This window comes from Kushneria indalinina DSM 14324 (assembly GCF_003385845.1).
GTDB lineage: Bacteria > Pseudomonadota > Gammaproteobacteria > Pseudomonadales > Halomonadaceae > Kushneria > Kushneria indalinina.
On the sequence record NZ_QRDJ01000010.1, the window covers coordinates 53429 to 67306 of the forward strand.

14 protein-coding genes are annotated in these 13878 nt (G+C 62.5%); 7 read left to right on the forward strand and 7 right to left on the reverse strand.

Annotation, left to right across the window (positions count from 1 at the left end; genetic code table 11):
* Positions 1 to 45: 45 nt before the first annotated feature.
* The gene (locus C8D72_RS16150) at positions 46 to 774 is read right to left on the reverse strand and encodes an SIR2 family NAD-dependent protein deacylase (RefSeq protein ID WP_115855494.1); all 729 of its coding nucleotides are present in this window, start codon (positions 772 to 774) and stop codon (positions 46 to 48) included.
* Between the two features lie 173 nt (positions 775 to 947).
* On the opposite strand from C8D72_RS16150, the gene C8D72_RS16155 reads away from it, so the two are divergent.
* Genes C8D72_RS16155 through C8D72_RS16165 form a run of 3 tightly spaced genes read left to right on the forward strand, consistent with a single transcriptional unit; the run spans position 948 to position 2832 of the window.
* Positions 948 to 1727 carry a pseudouridine synthase gene (locus C8D72_RS16155; RefSeq protein WP_115855520.1) on the forward strand — a complete coding sequence of 260 codons (780 nt, stop codon included), beginning with the start codon at positions 948 to 950 and terminating at the stop codon, positions 1725 to 1727.
* The gene (locus tag C8D72_RS16160; RefSeq protein ID WP_115855495.1) at positions 1724 to 2602 is read left to right on the forward strand and encodes a tRNA threonylcarbamoyladenosine dehydratase; all 879 of its coding nucleotides are present in this window, start codon (positions 1724 to 1726) and stop codon (positions 2600 to 2602) included. The genes C8D72_RS16155 and C8D72_RS16160 overlap by 4 nt, the downstream gene beginning before the upstream one ends.
* On the forward strand, positions 2599 to 2832 hold the full coding sequence (locus C8D72_RS16165; protein WP_115855496.1) for a DUF1653 domain-containing protein: 234 nt from the start codon (positions 2599 to 2601) through the stop codon (positions 2830 to 2832). Before C8D72_RS16160 ends, C8D72_RS16165 begins: the two co-directional genes overlap by 4 nt.
* A gap of 97 nt (positions 2833 to 2929) precedes the next feature.
* Here the strand turns inward: C8D72_RS16165 and bfr are convergent, their stop codons facing one another.
* The 5 genes from bfr to lptF form a co-directional block, all read right to left on the reverse strand.
* The gene (gene bfr / locus C8D72_RS16170; RefSeq protein WP_115855521.1) at positions 2930 to 3433 is read right to left on the reverse strand and encodes a bacterioferritin; all 504 of its coding nucleotides are present in this window, start codon (positions 3431 to 3433) and stop codon (positions 2930 to 2932) included.
* 187 nt (positions 3434 to 3620) lie between these two features.
* Complete coding sequence (locus tag C8D72_RS16175; protein ID WP_245955309.1) at positions 3621 to 3887, reverse strand: (2Fe-2S)-binding protein; 267 nt, start codon at positions 3885 to 3887, stop codon at positions 3621 to 3623.
* A gap of 113 nt (positions 3888 to 4000) precedes the next feature.
* Positions 4001 to 5521 carry an acetaldehyde dehydrogenase ExaC gene (exaC, locus tag C8D72_RS16180; RefSeq protein WP_115855497.1) on the reverse strand — a complete coding sequence of 507 codons (1521 nt, stop codon included), beginning with the start codon at positions 5519 to 5521 and terminating at the stop codon, positions 4001 to 4003.
* A gap of 190 nt (positions 5522 to 5711) precedes the next feature.
* Positions 5712 to 6767: an LPS export ABC transporter permease LptG gene (gene lptG, locus C8D72_RS16185; RefSeq protein ID WP_115855498.1), complete on the reverse strand. Its 1056-nt coding sequence runs from the start codon at positions 6765 to 6767 to the stop codon at positions 5712 to 5714.
* Complete coding sequence (gene lptF, locus C8D72_RS16190; RefSeq protein ID WP_115855499.1) at positions 6767 to 7846, reverse strand: LPS export ABC transporter permease LptF; 1080 nt, start codon at positions 7844 to 7846, stop codon at positions 6767 to 6769. Before lptF ends, lptG begins: the two co-directional genes overlap by 1 nt.
* Before the next feature lie 220 nt (positions 7847 to 8066).
* On the opposite strand from lptF, the gene C8D72_RS16195 reads away from it, so the two are divergent.
* The 4 genes from C8D72_RS16195 to C8D72_RS16210 all read left to right on the forward strand — a co-directional run bounded on the left by C8D72_RS16195 (position 8067) and on the right by C8D72_RS16210 (position 12102).
* Complete coding sequence (locus C8D72_RS16195; RefSeq protein WP_115855500.1) at positions 8067 to 9551, forward strand: leucyl aminopeptidase; 1485 nt, start codon at positions 8067 to 8069, stop codon at positions 9549 to 9551.
* A gap of 198 nt (positions 9552 to 9749) precedes the next feature.
* Positions 9750 to 10853: a branched-chain amino acid aminotransferase gene (locus C8D72_RS16200; protein ID WP_245955310.1), complete on the forward strand. Its 1104-nt coding sequence runs from the start codon at positions 9750 to 9752 to the stop codon at positions 10851 to 10853.
* 68 nt (positions 10854 to 10921) lie between these two features.
* On the forward strand, positions 10922 to 11668 hold the full coding sequence (locus C8D72_RS16205; RefSeq protein WP_115855501.1) for a glucose 1-dehydrogenase: 747 nt from the start codon (positions 10922 to 10924) through the stop codon (positions 11666 to 11668).
* A gap of 2 nt (positions 11669 to 11670) precedes the next feature.
* The gene (locus C8D72_RS16210) at positions 11671 to 12102 is read left to right on the forward strand and encodes a DNA polymerase III subunit chi (protein ID WP_115855502.1); all 432 of its coding nucleotides are present in this window, start codon (positions 11671 to 11673) and stop codon (positions 12100 to 12102) included.
* 91 nt (positions 12103 to 12193) lie between these two features.
* Here the strand turns inward: C8D72_RS16210 and C8D72_RS16215 are convergent, their stop codons facing one another.
* Positions 12194 to 13852, reverse strand: a complete 1659-nt coding sequence (locus C8D72_RS16215; protein ID WP_245955311.1) for a methyl-accepting chemotaxis protein — start codon at positions 13850 to 13852, stop codon at positions 12194 to 12196.
* Between the last annotated feature and the right edge of the window lie 26 nt (positions 13853 to 13878).

Genomic DNA, 13878 nt, shown 5'->3' on the forward strand with positions numbered 1-13878 from the left:
AGGCGCTCGGAATAAACCGGCGTGTCATGAAACTCGATCAGAGCCTCAAGAACCCAGCAGCGTGTCCGGGTCAGGCTTGAGCAGACGGCCATGTTGTGACCAGAAATCGCGCAGGCGGGAGACCCCTTCGGTGGCACTGGTGGCCAGCGGCACCACGCCTCGTACGGCCAGCTCGCGCGCGCCGGGATCAACCAGTACGCGCGGGGCCTCGATCGGCGCCTCATCCATCAGCATCGAGGCCGGGGTGACCGCCAGCGATGTGCCCACGATCAGCAACAGATCGGCCTCTGCCACAATATCGCAGGCGGTGGCATACAGCGGGACATTTTCCCCAAACCAGACCACGTGCGGGCGCAGCTGGGCACCGTCATCACAGCAGTCGCCCATCTCGATGGTCTCGCCCTCACCGAGGCGATAAACCAGTCTGGGGTTGCGGCTGGAGCGCGCCTTTAAAAGCTCGCCGTGCAGATGCAGCACATCGCGGGAGCCGGCACGCTCGTGGAGATTGTCGATGTTCTGGGTAATGATGCTGACCCGGAAGTGCTTCTCGAGCTCGGCCAGCGCCAGATGAGCCTCATTGGGCCGGGCCGCGCGCACCTGGGCGCGGCGCTCGTTGTAAAAGCGCAGCACGGTGTGCGGATCACGCGCCCAGCCCTCCGGGGTGGCCACATCCTCGACGTGATGGTTTTCCCAGAGGCCGTCGCCATCGCGAAAGGTCTTGATACCACTTTCAGCGCTGATGCCGGCACCGGTGAGAACAACCAGGTGAGCCATGTGTTTCCCCTCATGAAGATATGCTCCGGGCGACGCCATCGACCCGACCGCAGGCGGGTGCTGCCGATGGCGCAGGGATTTTAACAGAGTCCTTTCATCACGCCATCCTGGCCCTGTACATCGGGACATGCAATTGCCGACAATAGCGCCTGATGCCCGACCACGACGTTGCCATGACCACGCCCATCCCCGTTATTTACCAGGACGATCACCTGGTGGTCGTCCACAAGCCCTCCGGCGCCCTGGTCCACCGCAGCGCGCTGGACCGGCACGCGCCGGTGGTCATGCTGCAGGCCCTGCGCAACCAGCTGGGCCAGCACGTCTACCCGGTTCACCGGCTGGACCGCCCCACCTCGGGCGCCCTGCTCTTTGCCCTGACCCCGGAGATGGCGACCGCCCTGGGCCATCAGTTTCAGGCCCAGCAGGTACAAAAGCGCTATCTTGCCGTCGTGCGGGGCATCGGCCCCGAAGCGGCCACCTATGACTGGGCGCTGCGCGAGGAGGACGGCAAGCGCCCCAAGGCCGAAATGCCGGCCATGGACGCGCTGACCCATGTCAGGCGTCTGGACAGCGTGGAGCTGCCGGTGGCCATTGATCGTTACCCGACCAGCCGCTACTCCCTGATGTCGGTAACCCCCACCACCGGGCGGCGCCATCAGATCCGCCGTCATTTAAGTCGCGGCGGCTACCCCATCATTGGCGATGCCCGACATGGCAAGGGCATTCACAACCGCTTCTTTCGCGACAACTTCGACGCCGGCCGCCTGCTGCTGGCCGCCGTCATGCTCGAGTTTTACCATCCCGCCCGCGAGCAGCGCCTTGAGATAGGGGCCGCCGTGGAAGCGGACATGGCTGCGCTGATGCTCCGATTCGGCTGGGGCGGACACTGTCCGGTCAACCGGGTGCAGTGGCATGACACCGAACCATCTGACAGGAGAGAACCCGCATCATGAGCGATTCAGCCAGCGCCGAGCGCCTGGATGCCGCCCGGCACGAGGCAGATTTCGCCGCCCGCTTTGACGGCATGCGCCGTCTTTATGGCCATACGGGCATCGAGCGCCTGCGCCGTGCCCACGTGGTGGTCATCGGAATCGGCGGCGTGGGCAGCTGGAGCGTCGAGGCGCTGGCGCGCTCGGGGTTTGAGCGCATCAGCCTGATCGACCTTGACGATGTCTGCACGACCAACGTCAACCGCCAGCTCCACGCCCTTGATGGCACCATCGGCCGCCCGAAGGTCGAGGTCATGGCCGAGCGCTGCCGACTGATCAACCCATGGGTACAGGTCGAGCCCATTTCGGGCTTTATCACCCCGGACAACATTGAGCGCATGCTGCCCCACGATACCGATCACGTGATCGATGCCATCGACCACGTGGGCGCCAAGTGTGCCCTGATCCATTACTGCAAACGCCATAAAATCGGGTTGACCGTGACCGGCGCCGCCGGTGGCCTGACCGACCCGACACGGATCATGACCGCCGATCTCACCCGCACCGAACATGATCCGCTGCTCTCGAAGGTGCGCAGCCGGCTGCGACGCGACTACGGCTTCAGCCGCAATCCCAAACGCCGGTTTTCAATCACCTGCGTCTACTCGCCCGAGCAGCGGCGCTACCCGGACGGCGCCGGCGAGGTGTGCAATACGAAACCGGGCGATGGCGAGACCCTGAAGCTGGGCTGCAGCGCCGGTTATGGCTCTGCCACCTTCGTCACCGGCGCCTTCGGCTTTGCCGCCGTGGGCCACGTCATCGAGCGTGTGATTCGAACCGGCATCGACACCGACAGCATCGACGACGATGCCGAACCTGCCACTCAGGAGCCTGCATGAAACGAGAAAACGAACACGCCGTGACGCCCGGCGTCTATCGACACTACAAGGGCAGTGACTACGAGGTGCTGGGCGTGGCGCATCACAGCGAGACCGAAGAGCCCCTGGTGGTCTATCGGGCGCTTTACGGCGAGTTCGGCCTCTGGGTCCGGCCGCTGGCCATGTTTCGCGAAAATGTCGAGATTGACGGGGAACCGGTAGCCCGCTTTTCGCTGATCCGACGCTTCTAGCGAGCGTCCGGCAGGATATCCATTCTGCCGAAGCCGGAAACGACAGCGGGCCGCCCCATGGGGCGGCCCGCTGACACTGGCGTATGAGGTGACCGAATCAGGTCGCGGTCTCGCCCTCTTCGCGCTCGTTGGCCGGGCGCATCTGACGCTGCTTGTAGTTTTCCAGCCCGACCTGCTCGAGCAGGTGCAGTTCGGTTTCGATGATATCGATGTGCTCTTCTTCCTCGGCCAGGATCTTCTTGAGCATCTCGCTGCTGGGGTAGTCGGCCACGGATTCGCAGTGGCGGATGGCCTTGATCAGATCATCACGGCCTTCATGCTCGATGCGCAGATCGCACTCCAGCATTTCCTGAACGTGCTCGCCGATATGCAGCTTGCCCAGATCCTGCAGATTGGGCAGACCGTCGAGGAACAGAATGCGCTCGATCAGAATATCGGCATGCTGCATCTCTTCGATGGATTCCTTGTATTCCCAGTCGCCCAGGCCATGCAGGCCCCAGTTGCGATACATGCGTGCATGCAGGAAATACTGATTGATGGCAACGAGTTCATTGCCAAGGATTTTGTTGAGGTGCTCGATAACCTGAGGATCGCCTTTCATGTTCTTCTCCGCCATCAGTGGTCATGGCGGTCGCCGAAACCTGCGTCCGCCTGTGGAGGCAGTATCCATCAAACGCACGGGGATTTCGACCGGGAAAACACAAAAAAAGGCTCGATGCGAGCCATTATCACAAGATAATTCAAACAGTTAACAATCAGGATTGCTGCCCCCTGCCGGGGCGGGCCTGTCACCGCACGGCGTAGGCCAGCTCCTCATAGTGTCGGGCCGGGATATGCTGCGCCATGTGGCGACTCAAAAGGGCTTCATCAACGATCTCCTGGGCAAGACAGGTGCACTTGCCGCACTGGGTGGAACACCGGGTCATCCGGGAAACGTCCTCCCAGCTCGAAGCGCCCAGCGCTACCGCCTGCTTTAACTGCCCGTCCGTGACCTTCTTGCACATGCATACAAACATGGAGCCCTCCACCACAAAGAGAATACAAATGATTCTCATAAGAGATTGCATCCGTGCAATATGCGAAACATTTTCATTCGCGTCAATCGCAAAAGTGATGGGGACATAAAAAAGAGCGACCGAAGTCGCTCTCTGATACCCGGAGATCGTATTCAATACAGACCGGCCGGGCTGTCGCTATAGGAGATCAGCTGGCACTTGATCTGCTGATAGTTACCCAGCGCGGCCAGATGGGTCTCGCGGCCGATACCGGATTTCTTGTAGCCCCCGAAGGCGGCGTGCGCCGGATACTGGTGGTAGCAGTTGGTCCACACGCGACCGGCCTGGATGGCCCGGCCCATGCGATAGGCACGGTTCATGTCACGCGTCCAGACGCCAGCACCCAGGCCGAACTCGGTGTCGTTGGCGATCGCCAGGGCTTCTTCCTCGGTCTTGAAGGTGGTCACCGACAGCGTGGGACCGAAGATCTCCTCCTGGAAGATGCGCATGTCGTTGCGGCCCTTGAAGATCGTGGGCTGCACGTAAAAGCCGTTTTGATAGTCATCATCGACCGAGGCGCGCTCGCCGCCCAGCAGCAGCTCGGCGCCCTCGTCGCGACCGATCTCCATATAGGAGAGGATCTTGTCGAACTGCTCTTTCGAGACCTGGGCGCCCATCTCGGTGTCGGTATCCAGCGGATTGCCGGATTTAAGCGTTTTAGCACGCGCCACGGCACGCGAGATCAGCGTGTCATAGACCGACTCGTGAATCAGCGCGCGGGACGGGCAGGTGCAGACCTCGCCCTGATTGAGAAAGGTCATCATCAGCCCTTCGACGCACTTGTCGATATAGGCGTCCCCGTGGTCCAGCACATCCTCGAAATAGATATTGGGTGATTTGCCGCCCAGCTCCAGCGTGGCTGGAATGATGCGCTCGGCCGCCCGGGACATGATGTGGCTGCCCACCGGCGTGGAGCCGGTAAAGGCAATCTTCTGGATGCCCGGGTGGGTCGCCAGCGCCTCGCCGGCCTCCTCGCCGATGCCCTGCACCACGTTCAAAACGCCCGGCGGCAGCAGATCGCCAATCAACTCCAGCAGCACGCAGATGGAGGCCGGCGTCTGCTCGGCAGGCTTCAACACGCTGCAGTTGCCGGCCACCAGCGCTGGTGCCAGCTTCCAGCCGGCCATCAACAGCGGAAAGTTCCAGGGGATGATCTGCCCCACCACACCAAACGGTTCGTGGTAGTGATAGGCCACCGTCTCGCTGTCGATCTCGCTGATACCGCCCTCCTGCGCCCGGATACAGCCGGCGAAGTAGCGAAAGTGGTCCACAAGCAGCGGCAAATCGGCCGCCAGACACTCCCGGATCGGCTTGCCGTTGTCCCAGGTCTCGGCCACGGCCAGCATCTCAAGATTGTTCTCGATGCGATCGGCAATCCTGAGCAGCACAGCGGCGCGCTCGGCCGGGGGCGTGGCGGCCCAGCCCGGCGCTGCCTTTTGCGCGGCCTTGACGGCGCGATCGATATCCTCGCGCCCGGAGCGCGGCACCTGGCAGAACACCTCACCGGTGACCGGCGTGACGTTGTCCATATAGCGGCCATCATTGGGTGCGCACCACTCACCGCCGATGAAGTTGTCATAGCGATCGCGAAAGCGTACGAGTGCATCCGAACTGCCGGGTCTGGCGTATTGCATTGTCCACCTCCAGAGAATCAGGGTAGCGGTTGAGGCAAGAAGCTCTCGGCCCCTGTCTACTCTGGCACTGCGACGACAGCACAACAAACGGCTATTGGTCCAACGCGCCGGTGCCTGGAGAGGCCGGACGCAAAACGCCCCGAAGCGCTTGCTTCAGGGCGTATAGACAGTGCCGGAGACTGGCGGCGGGTCAGCCGGCGCGGCGCAGCAGCCAGAAACCGATGCCGAAACAGACCGCCATGGGCACCACGATGGCCCAGATGGGTGAGAACCCGAAGATGGTCGCGGCAGGCCCGAGCAGGTCCTGCACATACTTGAAGACCAGTCCGACCACCGTGCCGTAGAACACCCGCGTCCCCGCGGCGACGCTTCTCAGCGGGCCAAAGATGAACGAGGCCGCAATGATCACCAGCGAGATCAGCGTCAGCGGCAGCAGCACCTTCTGCCAGAAATAGAGCCAGGTATCGGTGGCGCTGATGCCCTGCTCGTTGAGATAGCTGCCGTAGCGCCAGAGGTCCTCGATCGACTGGCTGTTGCGATCGGTGATGATCAATCGCAGCAGCTCCGGGTCCAGCGACGTGTCCCACTCGAGCTGGTCGAGATGCTCGGCCTCGGTGGTCTCCTCGTGGATCAGGGTCCGATCCACGTCCTCCAGCGTCCACTCATCACCCTCAAGCACCGCGCGTGAAGCGTGGGTCGCCTCCACCAGCCGATCGTCGTCATAGCGAAAGCGATTGACGTCCAGCAGCGTATTGTCCGAGCGGATGGAGCCGAAGCGATAGTAGCTGTCACCCTCTCGCTGCCAGCCCCCCCGGCGGGAGATGGCGTTGCCCTCCTGCAGCTCGGTACGCCATGCCTGGCCAAACATCTCGGTGCGCGGCGCGGCAAATTCACCGATCGACATGATCACCAGCACCACGATCAAAAGCGGCTTCATGACCCCGATCAGAATGCGCCACAGGGAAAATCCGGCCGAGCGCATGACGGTCAGCTCGTTGCTGGAGGCCATCGCCCCGAGCCCCACCAGCGAGCCGATCAGCACGCTCACCGGGGCATACTGATAAAAGCGCCAGGGCAGGCGGATCACGCCATACATCAGCACCTGCAGGGTGCCGTAATTGCCCTCGGTATCGCCCAGATCGTTGATGAAGCTGATGGTGAAATCGAGCCCGAGAATAATGAGATGCACGATGAGCATGCCCATGAGGACATTGCGCGCGATGTAGCGATCAAGCTGATTGAACATCACCGCGTCCCTCCATGGCGGCTGCTTCGATACAAAAGCCATGCCCCTATCAGCGCAAAGACAGCGTGGACGGGCCAGAGGCCGATAACGGCCGAAAGCGCGCCGCTACCTACCGCGTCCTGGGCGGCCAGCAAAAGACTCATGTAGGCCACATATAAAATGATGGCCGGCATCATCTTGGCAAACCGACCCTGGCGCGGGTTGGCCCGTGACAGCGGCAGCGCAATCAGGGTCAGGATCGGCACCATCAGGGCGAGCGAAATACGCCATTGAAGTGCCGCACGCGCCTTGTTGCTCTCATCCCCAAGCAGGCGCCAGGTGGGCTGAAGTTCGACGTCATCGACATCCATCTGAGCCGTGCCGTTTTCAAGCCGGGCAGCATAGGTATCAAACGCCAGCCGCTCGGCCACCCGGCTTCCCGGCCTGACACTCTCCCGGGTACCGTCGGAGAGCACCAGAAAGCGGCTTTCGCTGTCCGGGTCAGTGGTCTGATAGCCGCTCTCGCCCCGGGTCAGGACATCCACGCGCTGGCCCTGCTCGTTGCGGGTCTGCTCGGCGATGAAGACATTTTCCATCCGACTGCTGCCCTGCTCGACGCGTTCGGCATAGATGGTGCGATCGCCGAGCTTTTGAAAGCGTCCCGGCGTCAGCGCGCTGAAATCGGCCCGCTCCTGCTGCTCGGTCAGCGTTCTTTCATTCTGGGTCAGCCCCGCCGGCGTCAGCCACAGGCTGCAGGCGCCGACCACGCAGGCCATTAAAAGCGCCGGCCAGCATGACGCCCCCAGAATACGAACGGGGCTGACGCCACAGGCCGCCAGCACGGTCATTTCGCTGTTGAGATAAAGCTGCCCATAGGCCAGCAGAATGCCCAGAAAAAAGGCCAGCGGCAGGATCAGCTGGAGGAAACTGGGCAGATGGAACAGCATCAGGCTGCCCAGCAGGCTGGCCGGGAAGTCGCCATCAGCCACATCGGAAAAGTAACGAATGAAACGATTGCCCATGATGACCAGCAGCAGAATGCCGGTCACGGCACTCATCGTGGTCAGTATTTCACGAATCAAGTAGCGAAAAACGATCAAGCGTAGACTCCCTCATACATCAATATCGAGCGATCGTTTCCGATGCGTACTCCGCAGGATAGCTCCTGACCATGCAATGGTGCAGGGGTTTGCGTACACTGAAGGCCTGTTCGGGCCCACCTGTTCAACGCGTCGAATAGCCGTTTAACGTACTCGACACCATGTCTGTTCGAAACAGTCATTATCACCAATACCCACCGCATTGTCTTGGGGAGACACCATGGAATTTCCCGTGCTCACCGCCAACCCGGCCCGCTGTGAAACCGACTGCATCATTGTGCCGGTGTTCAAGGACGGTGATTTGCCCCCGGCCACCGAGCGCCTGGATGACGCCAGCGAGCGCCTGATCACACAGCTCATGGAACGGGGCGACTTTGATCCGGTGACGGCTGCCACACAGCTGGTCCCCTTTGCTCCCGGCCTGAACACCGCCCGCCTTTTGCTGGTGGGCTGCGGTGAAACCAGAGAGTTCAATGAAGGCGCCTTTCGAAAGGTACTCGATGCCGCCCTCGGGACGCTGCTGTCCCTGCCGGTCGAAAACGCCGCCATCGCCATGCTGGATCGGGAAAACGGCCCGCATGATACCGTCTGGAAGGCACGCATGATTGCCGAAGCCACCCTGCGCGCCAGTTATCGCTTTGACACCTTCAAATCGAAAAAGCGCCCGCCGATCGCTCTGACCCGGCTGTCGCTGGTGGTCAGCGACGCCAACGATGCCGCCGCTGCCGAAGAGGGCGCGCGCACGGGCGCCGGCATTGGCGCCGGTATCAACCTGGCCCGGGAACTGGGCAATCTCCCCGGCAATGTCTGCACCCCGCGCTATCTGGCCAGCGAGGCCGAGAAGCTGGGCAGCGAGGGCGATCTCAAGGTCACCGTGCATGACGAGAAGGCGCTCGAAACCATGGGGGCGGGCGCGATTCTGGCCGTGGGCCAGGGCAGCGCCGAGCCGTCGCGCCTGATAGTGATGGAGTATCAGGGCGCCGACGACCCTGACGAAGCACCCCATGTGCTGGTCGGCAAGGGCATTACCTTTGACAGTGGCGGCATCTCGATCAAGGGCGGTGCCAACATGGACGAGATGAAATTCGACATGGGCGGGGCCGCCAGCGTGATGGGCACCATGAAGGCCATTACCGCCCTGAAGCCGAAGATCAACGTGGTCGCCATCATCGCCTCGGCCGAAAACATGCCGGATGCCAAAGCCTTCAAGCCCGGCGATATCATCACCACGCTCAAGGGCCTGACCGTCGAGATTCTCAACACCGACGCCGAAGGCCGACTGGTGCTGTGCGACGCCCTGACCTATGCCGAGCGCTACAAGCCTGCCTCGGTGGTGGATATCGCCACCCTGACCGGCGCCTGCATTGTGGCACTTGGCCATCAGACCACGGCGCTGCTGGCCAATGATGACGCCCTGGCACAGCAGCTTCTGACCGCGGGCACCACCGCCTGGGACCGTGCCTGGCAGCTGCCGCTGTGGGATGACTATCAGAGTCAGCTCGACTCCGAATACGCCGATCTGGCCAACATCGGTGGCCGCCCGGCCGGCACCATCACGGCGGCCTGCTTTCTCTCGCGCTTTGCCGAAAGCTACTCCTGGGCCCATCTGGATGTCGCCGGCACCGCCTGGGATGGCAAAAAGGGCGGGACCGGCCGACCGGTCGGGCTTCTGAGCGAATACCTGCTCTCCCGCGAGTCTCACTGATCAGAACCAGAGCGCCCTGCACCCGTCGCTGCGCGGCGGGCTTTATTGGCGCAGGGCGCCTGTGTCATTCTTGGCAACCTGTTTCTGACGTTTCCCTTAATCATCTGTCGGACCAGCGTTATCGGATACGCCGTTGCCGATGATCGACAGCGATGTGTACTTCTCGCCTGGCCACCGTACGAACGGAGAATCCGAATCGTGTCTTCCTCTCAAGGCCTTGAGCTTCGCCCCACGACTACGCCCACCGATGCCGGTCAGCGTGACGAGATTCTGAAAAACCCCGGTTTCGGCCGCTATTTCACCGATCACATGGTGCACGTGCGCTGGACCCATGCCGACGGCTGGAGCAACGGCGAGGTGCGACCCTACGGCCCGCTGACGCTGGACCCGGCCGCGTCCGTGCTGCACTACGCCCAGGAGATCTTTGAAGGGGTCAAGTCCTACCGCCACGCGGACGGCTCGGTATGGACCTTCCGACCGGAAAAAAACGCAGCACGCTTTCAGGCCTCGGCACGCCGTCTGGCCCTGCCGGAACTGGACGCCGAGACCTTTATTGCCTCACTCAAGGCGCTGGTCAGCCAGGACGTCAACTGGGTGCCCACCCCCGCCTCTGAGGCCGAGGAATCGAGCCTCTACCTGCGCCCCTTCATGATCGCCAGCGAGAAGTTTCTGGGCGTGCGTCCGTCAAAAGAGGTCGACTACTACGTGATCGCCTCGCCGGCGGCGGCGTACTTCAAGGGCGGCGTCAAGCCGGTCTCGATCTGGCTCTCCTCGAACTACAACCGCGCCGCCCCCGGCGGGACCGGCTTTGCCAAGTGCGGCGGCAACTACGCCGCATCGCTTGCCGCACAAAAGGAAGCCGAAGCGCACGGCTGTGATCAGGTCGCCTTTCTGGACGCGGTCGAGAACAAGTGGGTCGAAGAGCTGGGCGGCATGAACCTGTTTTTCGTGTTCAAGGACGGGCGCATCGTCACGCCGGCCCTGACCGGCACCATCCTTGAGGGCGTCACGCGTGATTCGGTCCTGCAGCTGGCCGCCGATGCCGGGCTCAAGCCCGAGGAGCGTGCCATCAGCATCGATGAGTGGCGCGACGGCATTCATTCCGGCGAGATCACCGAAGTGTTCGCCTGTGGTACCGCCGCCGTCATCACGCCCATCGGTGAGCTGGTCAGCGACAATGACCGCCTGAGCTGCAGCAGCGGCAATGGCGGCGAGGTCGGCAGGTCGATCCGCAAGCAGCTGCTCGATATTCAGTACGGTCGCGTTGAAGACCGTCATGGCTGGCTGACCCGTCTGGCCTAAGCCATTTGACGCCGCCTGCGGGCGGCGTTTTTGCATTAACGCCTGCCCTACCCTACAGGAGAGCTTCAATGAGCAACGTCATGATCGTGACCGGCGGCAGCCGTGGCATTGGTGCTGCCACTGCCCGTCTGGCCGCCGCCCGCGGCTATCAGGTGGCCGTCAACTACGTCAGCAACCGTGACGCCGCCGACCAGGTCGTCAACGACATTACCGCAGCCGGTGGCCGGGCCGTGGCGGTACAGGCCGACATGGCCGTGGAAGCCGACATCGTGGCGCTGTTTGAAACGGTCGATCGCGAGCTGGGCCCGGTAAACGTGCTGGTCAACAATGCCGGCATCATCGACCAGGTCTCTCGCGTGGAAGAGATGAGCTTCGAGCGCGTGGATCGCATGATGCGCATCAACGTGACCGGCCCCTTCATCTGTGCGCGCGAGGCGATCAAGCGCATGTCGACCCGCCATGGCGGCCAGGGCGGTGCCATCGTCAATATCTCCTCGGCGGCGTCCCATCGCGGCGGTTCGGGAGAATACGTGGACTATGCCGCTTCCAAGGGCGCGATCGACACCTTTACCGAGGGCCTGGCCAAGGAACTCGCCGGGGAAGGCATCCGGGTCAACGCCGTACGCCCGGGCGTGGTCAACACCGAGATTCATGCCAGCGGCGGCAACCCGGACAAGCCGGAAAAATCCAGCCAGAGCATCCCCATGGGACGCGCCGGCAATGCCGACGAAATTGCCAACGGCATCCTGTGGCTGGCCAGTGACGAGGCCTCCTTTACCACCGGGGCGCGCCTGGACATCGACGGCGGCGTCTGAGCATGACCCGCATCGATTTCTACGTGCTGTCGGCTACCACGCTCGAGGCCAGATTCGACTTTGCCTGTCGGCTGGCCGAGACCATCTACCGCAAGGGCTATCGGCTGCACGTCCATCTGGAAGATGAGGCCATGGCGCGCGAGTTTGACGAGCGCCTGTGGATCTTTCGCCAGGACGCCTTTGTGCCGCACGTGCTCTTCAACGAGCAGAGCCTGCCACCGGCCCCGGTCACGCTCGGGTGGGAAGCACCGCCCGAGCCGGGTATCGAGGCGCTTTTGAACCTGAACGCCACCATTCCGGCCTGGTTTTCCCGCTTTGAGCGCGTCGCCGAGATCATCAACCAGCATCAGGAAGTGCTCAGTGCCAAGCGCGAGTGCTGGCAGACCTACAAAAGCCGCGGCTATGAGGTCAAGGCCCACCACATCAACGGCTGACGATGAGCGCAGTGATCGCATAAAAAGGGGGCCGGCAGATGCCGGCCCCCTTTTATTTTGCCTGCTCCAGAAGGCCTGGACTGGCAGCGTCTCAGTACTGGTGTTCCACATTGAAGCGGCGGGTAAATTCACGCAGCTCCTGCGCGCGCCCTTCAAGCTCACCGGCGGCGGCGGCAGTCTGCTCTACCAGAGCAGCGTTGTGCTGGGTGGACTGATCCATCTGGCTGACCGCCTGATTGATCTGCTCGATACCGCTGCTCTGCTCGCGAGCACCGGCGGCGATTTCACCCAGCAGGTCGTTCATGCGCTGGATACGCGCATCCACATCCCCCATGCGCTCACTGGCCGCCTGCACTCGCTGGGCACCCTCTCCCACCTGCTGTCCCGAGGTGTCGATCAACGCCTTGATGTCCTGCGCGGCCGAGGCCGAGCGATTGGCCAGCTGGCGTACCTCGCCGGCGACGACCGCAAAGCCACGTCCTTCTTCACCGGCGCGGGCAGCCTCAACGGAGGCGTTGAGTGCCAGCAGGTTGGTCTGAAAGGCGATGCTGTCGATCAGCGAGACGATATCGGCAATTTTCGTGGAGCCTTCGGTGATGGCGGCCATCGACTGAACGGCCTCATCGATGGCCTGCTGACCTTCACGTGAGGTATCCCGCGCCTGCTGGGCCAGCTGGCGCGCCTGGTCGGCACTTTCGGCACTCTGACGCACGCTGGCGGTCATCTGCTCCATGCTCGACGAGGTTTCTTCCAGCGCGGCGGCCTGCTGCTCGGTGCGCGAGGAAAGCTCCTGATTGCCCGAGGCAATTTCACTGGCGCCCTGGTCGACCGACTGGGTGGTGGTCTGAATGGCACGCACCGAATCTGCCAGCGCGTCGCGCATGCTGCGAATATTGGCCAGCAGACTGGTGCGGTCCCCCTCGCGAAGCGAAACGGGCGCGGTCAGATCGCCATCAGCAATCTGTCGGACCACACCGGCTGCGTAAGCGGGCTCTCCACCCAGACGACGCAGCACGCGCTGCATGCCCCACCAGAACATGGCCGTGAGCAGCGCGCCCGCGATCAGTACGACCAGCGCCGATTCCATCAGGTTTTCCAGCACGGTGGCGTTGACGTCGCCCATGAACACGCCGCTGGCCAGATAGATATCCCAGGGCTGATATTGGGAGACAAAGGCCCTGACACGAGGCTGCGCCTCCGAGCCACGGGCAAAGTTGGAGCGGTATTCGGTAAAGCCCTGTCCGTTGGCCCGGCCTTCGGTGACCAGATCCTGAAACAGCAGCCGCCCGGCCGGGTCGGTCACGCCAGAGACGTCCTGCCCATAGGGCCGTTTGGGATGGGCCATGATCTGCAGGTTGCCGTTGACGACGTAGACATAGTTGTCGCCCCCATCAAAGCGCAGGCTGCGAAGCTCATCAAAGGCCTGCTGGCGTGCCGCACTGTCTGTCAGCTCGCCGCGCTCGACCCGTGCCTGATAGTGCTGCACCAGACTTTCTGCCATGTCCACGGCACTGGTGAGGCGCGCCTCACGCTCGGTGTACATGACGCCACGGCTCTGCCAGGCATTAATCATGAGCATGCCCACCAGAATCAGCCACATGATGGCAATACCGGCCAGCATCTGACGGCGCAGGGTCATGCCCTGCGGCTGGCCTGCCTCTTCCGTCAGCGTTCGATCGGCCTGCGAGGGGTCTGCATGCTTTCGAAATCCCGAGAAAAGGTTTGAGCGTGATGTCCCTGTTACCTGCATGTCTGCATACTCACTTGAATACCTGC

Bases quoted from the DNA above. Each gene is read 5' to 3' on its own strand.
- C8D72_RS16150 (WP_115855494.1), bottom strand. From the start codon at position 774: ATGGCTCACCTGGTTGTTCTCACCGGTGCCGGCATCAGCGCTGAAAGT.
- C8D72_RS16155 (WP_115855520.1), top strand. From the start codon at position 948: ATGACCACGCCCATCCCCGTTATTTACCAGGACGATCACCTGGTGGTC.
- C8D72_RS16160 (WP_115855495.1), top strand. From the start codon at position 1,724: ATGAGCGATTCAGCCAGCGCCGAGCGCCTGGATGCCGCCCGGCACGAG.
- C8D72_RS16165 (WP_115855496.1), top strand. From the start codon at position 2,599: ATGAAACGAGAAAACGAACACGCCGTGACGCCCGGCGTCTATCGACAC.
- bfr (WP_115855521.1), bottom strand. From the start codon at position 3,433: ATGAAAGGCGATCCTCAGGTTATCGAGCACCTCAACAAAATCCTTGGC.
- C8D72_RS16175 (WP_245955309.1), bottom strand. From the start codon at position 3,887: ATGAGAATCATTTGTATTCTCTTTGTGGTGGAGGGCTCCATGTTTGTA.
- exaC (WP_115855497.1), bottom strand. From the start codon at position 5,521: ATGCAATACGCCAGACCCGGCAGTTCGGATGCACTCGTACGCTTTCGC.
- lptG (WP_115855498.1), bottom strand. From the start codon at position 6,767: ATGTTCAATCAGCTTGATCGCTACATCGCGCGCAATGTCCTCATGGGC.
- C8D72_RS16195 (WP_115855500.1), top strand. From the start codon at position 8,067: ATGGAATTTCCCGTGCTCACCGCCAACCCGGCCCGCTGTGAAACCGAC.
- C8D72_RS16205 (WP_115855501.1), top strand. From the start codon at position 10,922: ATGAGCAACGTCATGATCGTGACCGGCGGCAGCCGTGGCATTGGTGCT.
- C8D72_RS16210 (WP_115855502.1), top strand. From the start codon at position 11,671: ATGACCCGCATCGATTTCTACGTGCTGTCGGCTACCACGCTCGAGGCC.
- C8D72_RS16215 (WP_245955311.1), bottom strand. From the start codon at position 13,852: ATGCAGGTAACAGGGACATCACGCTCAAACCTTTTCTCGGGATTTCGA.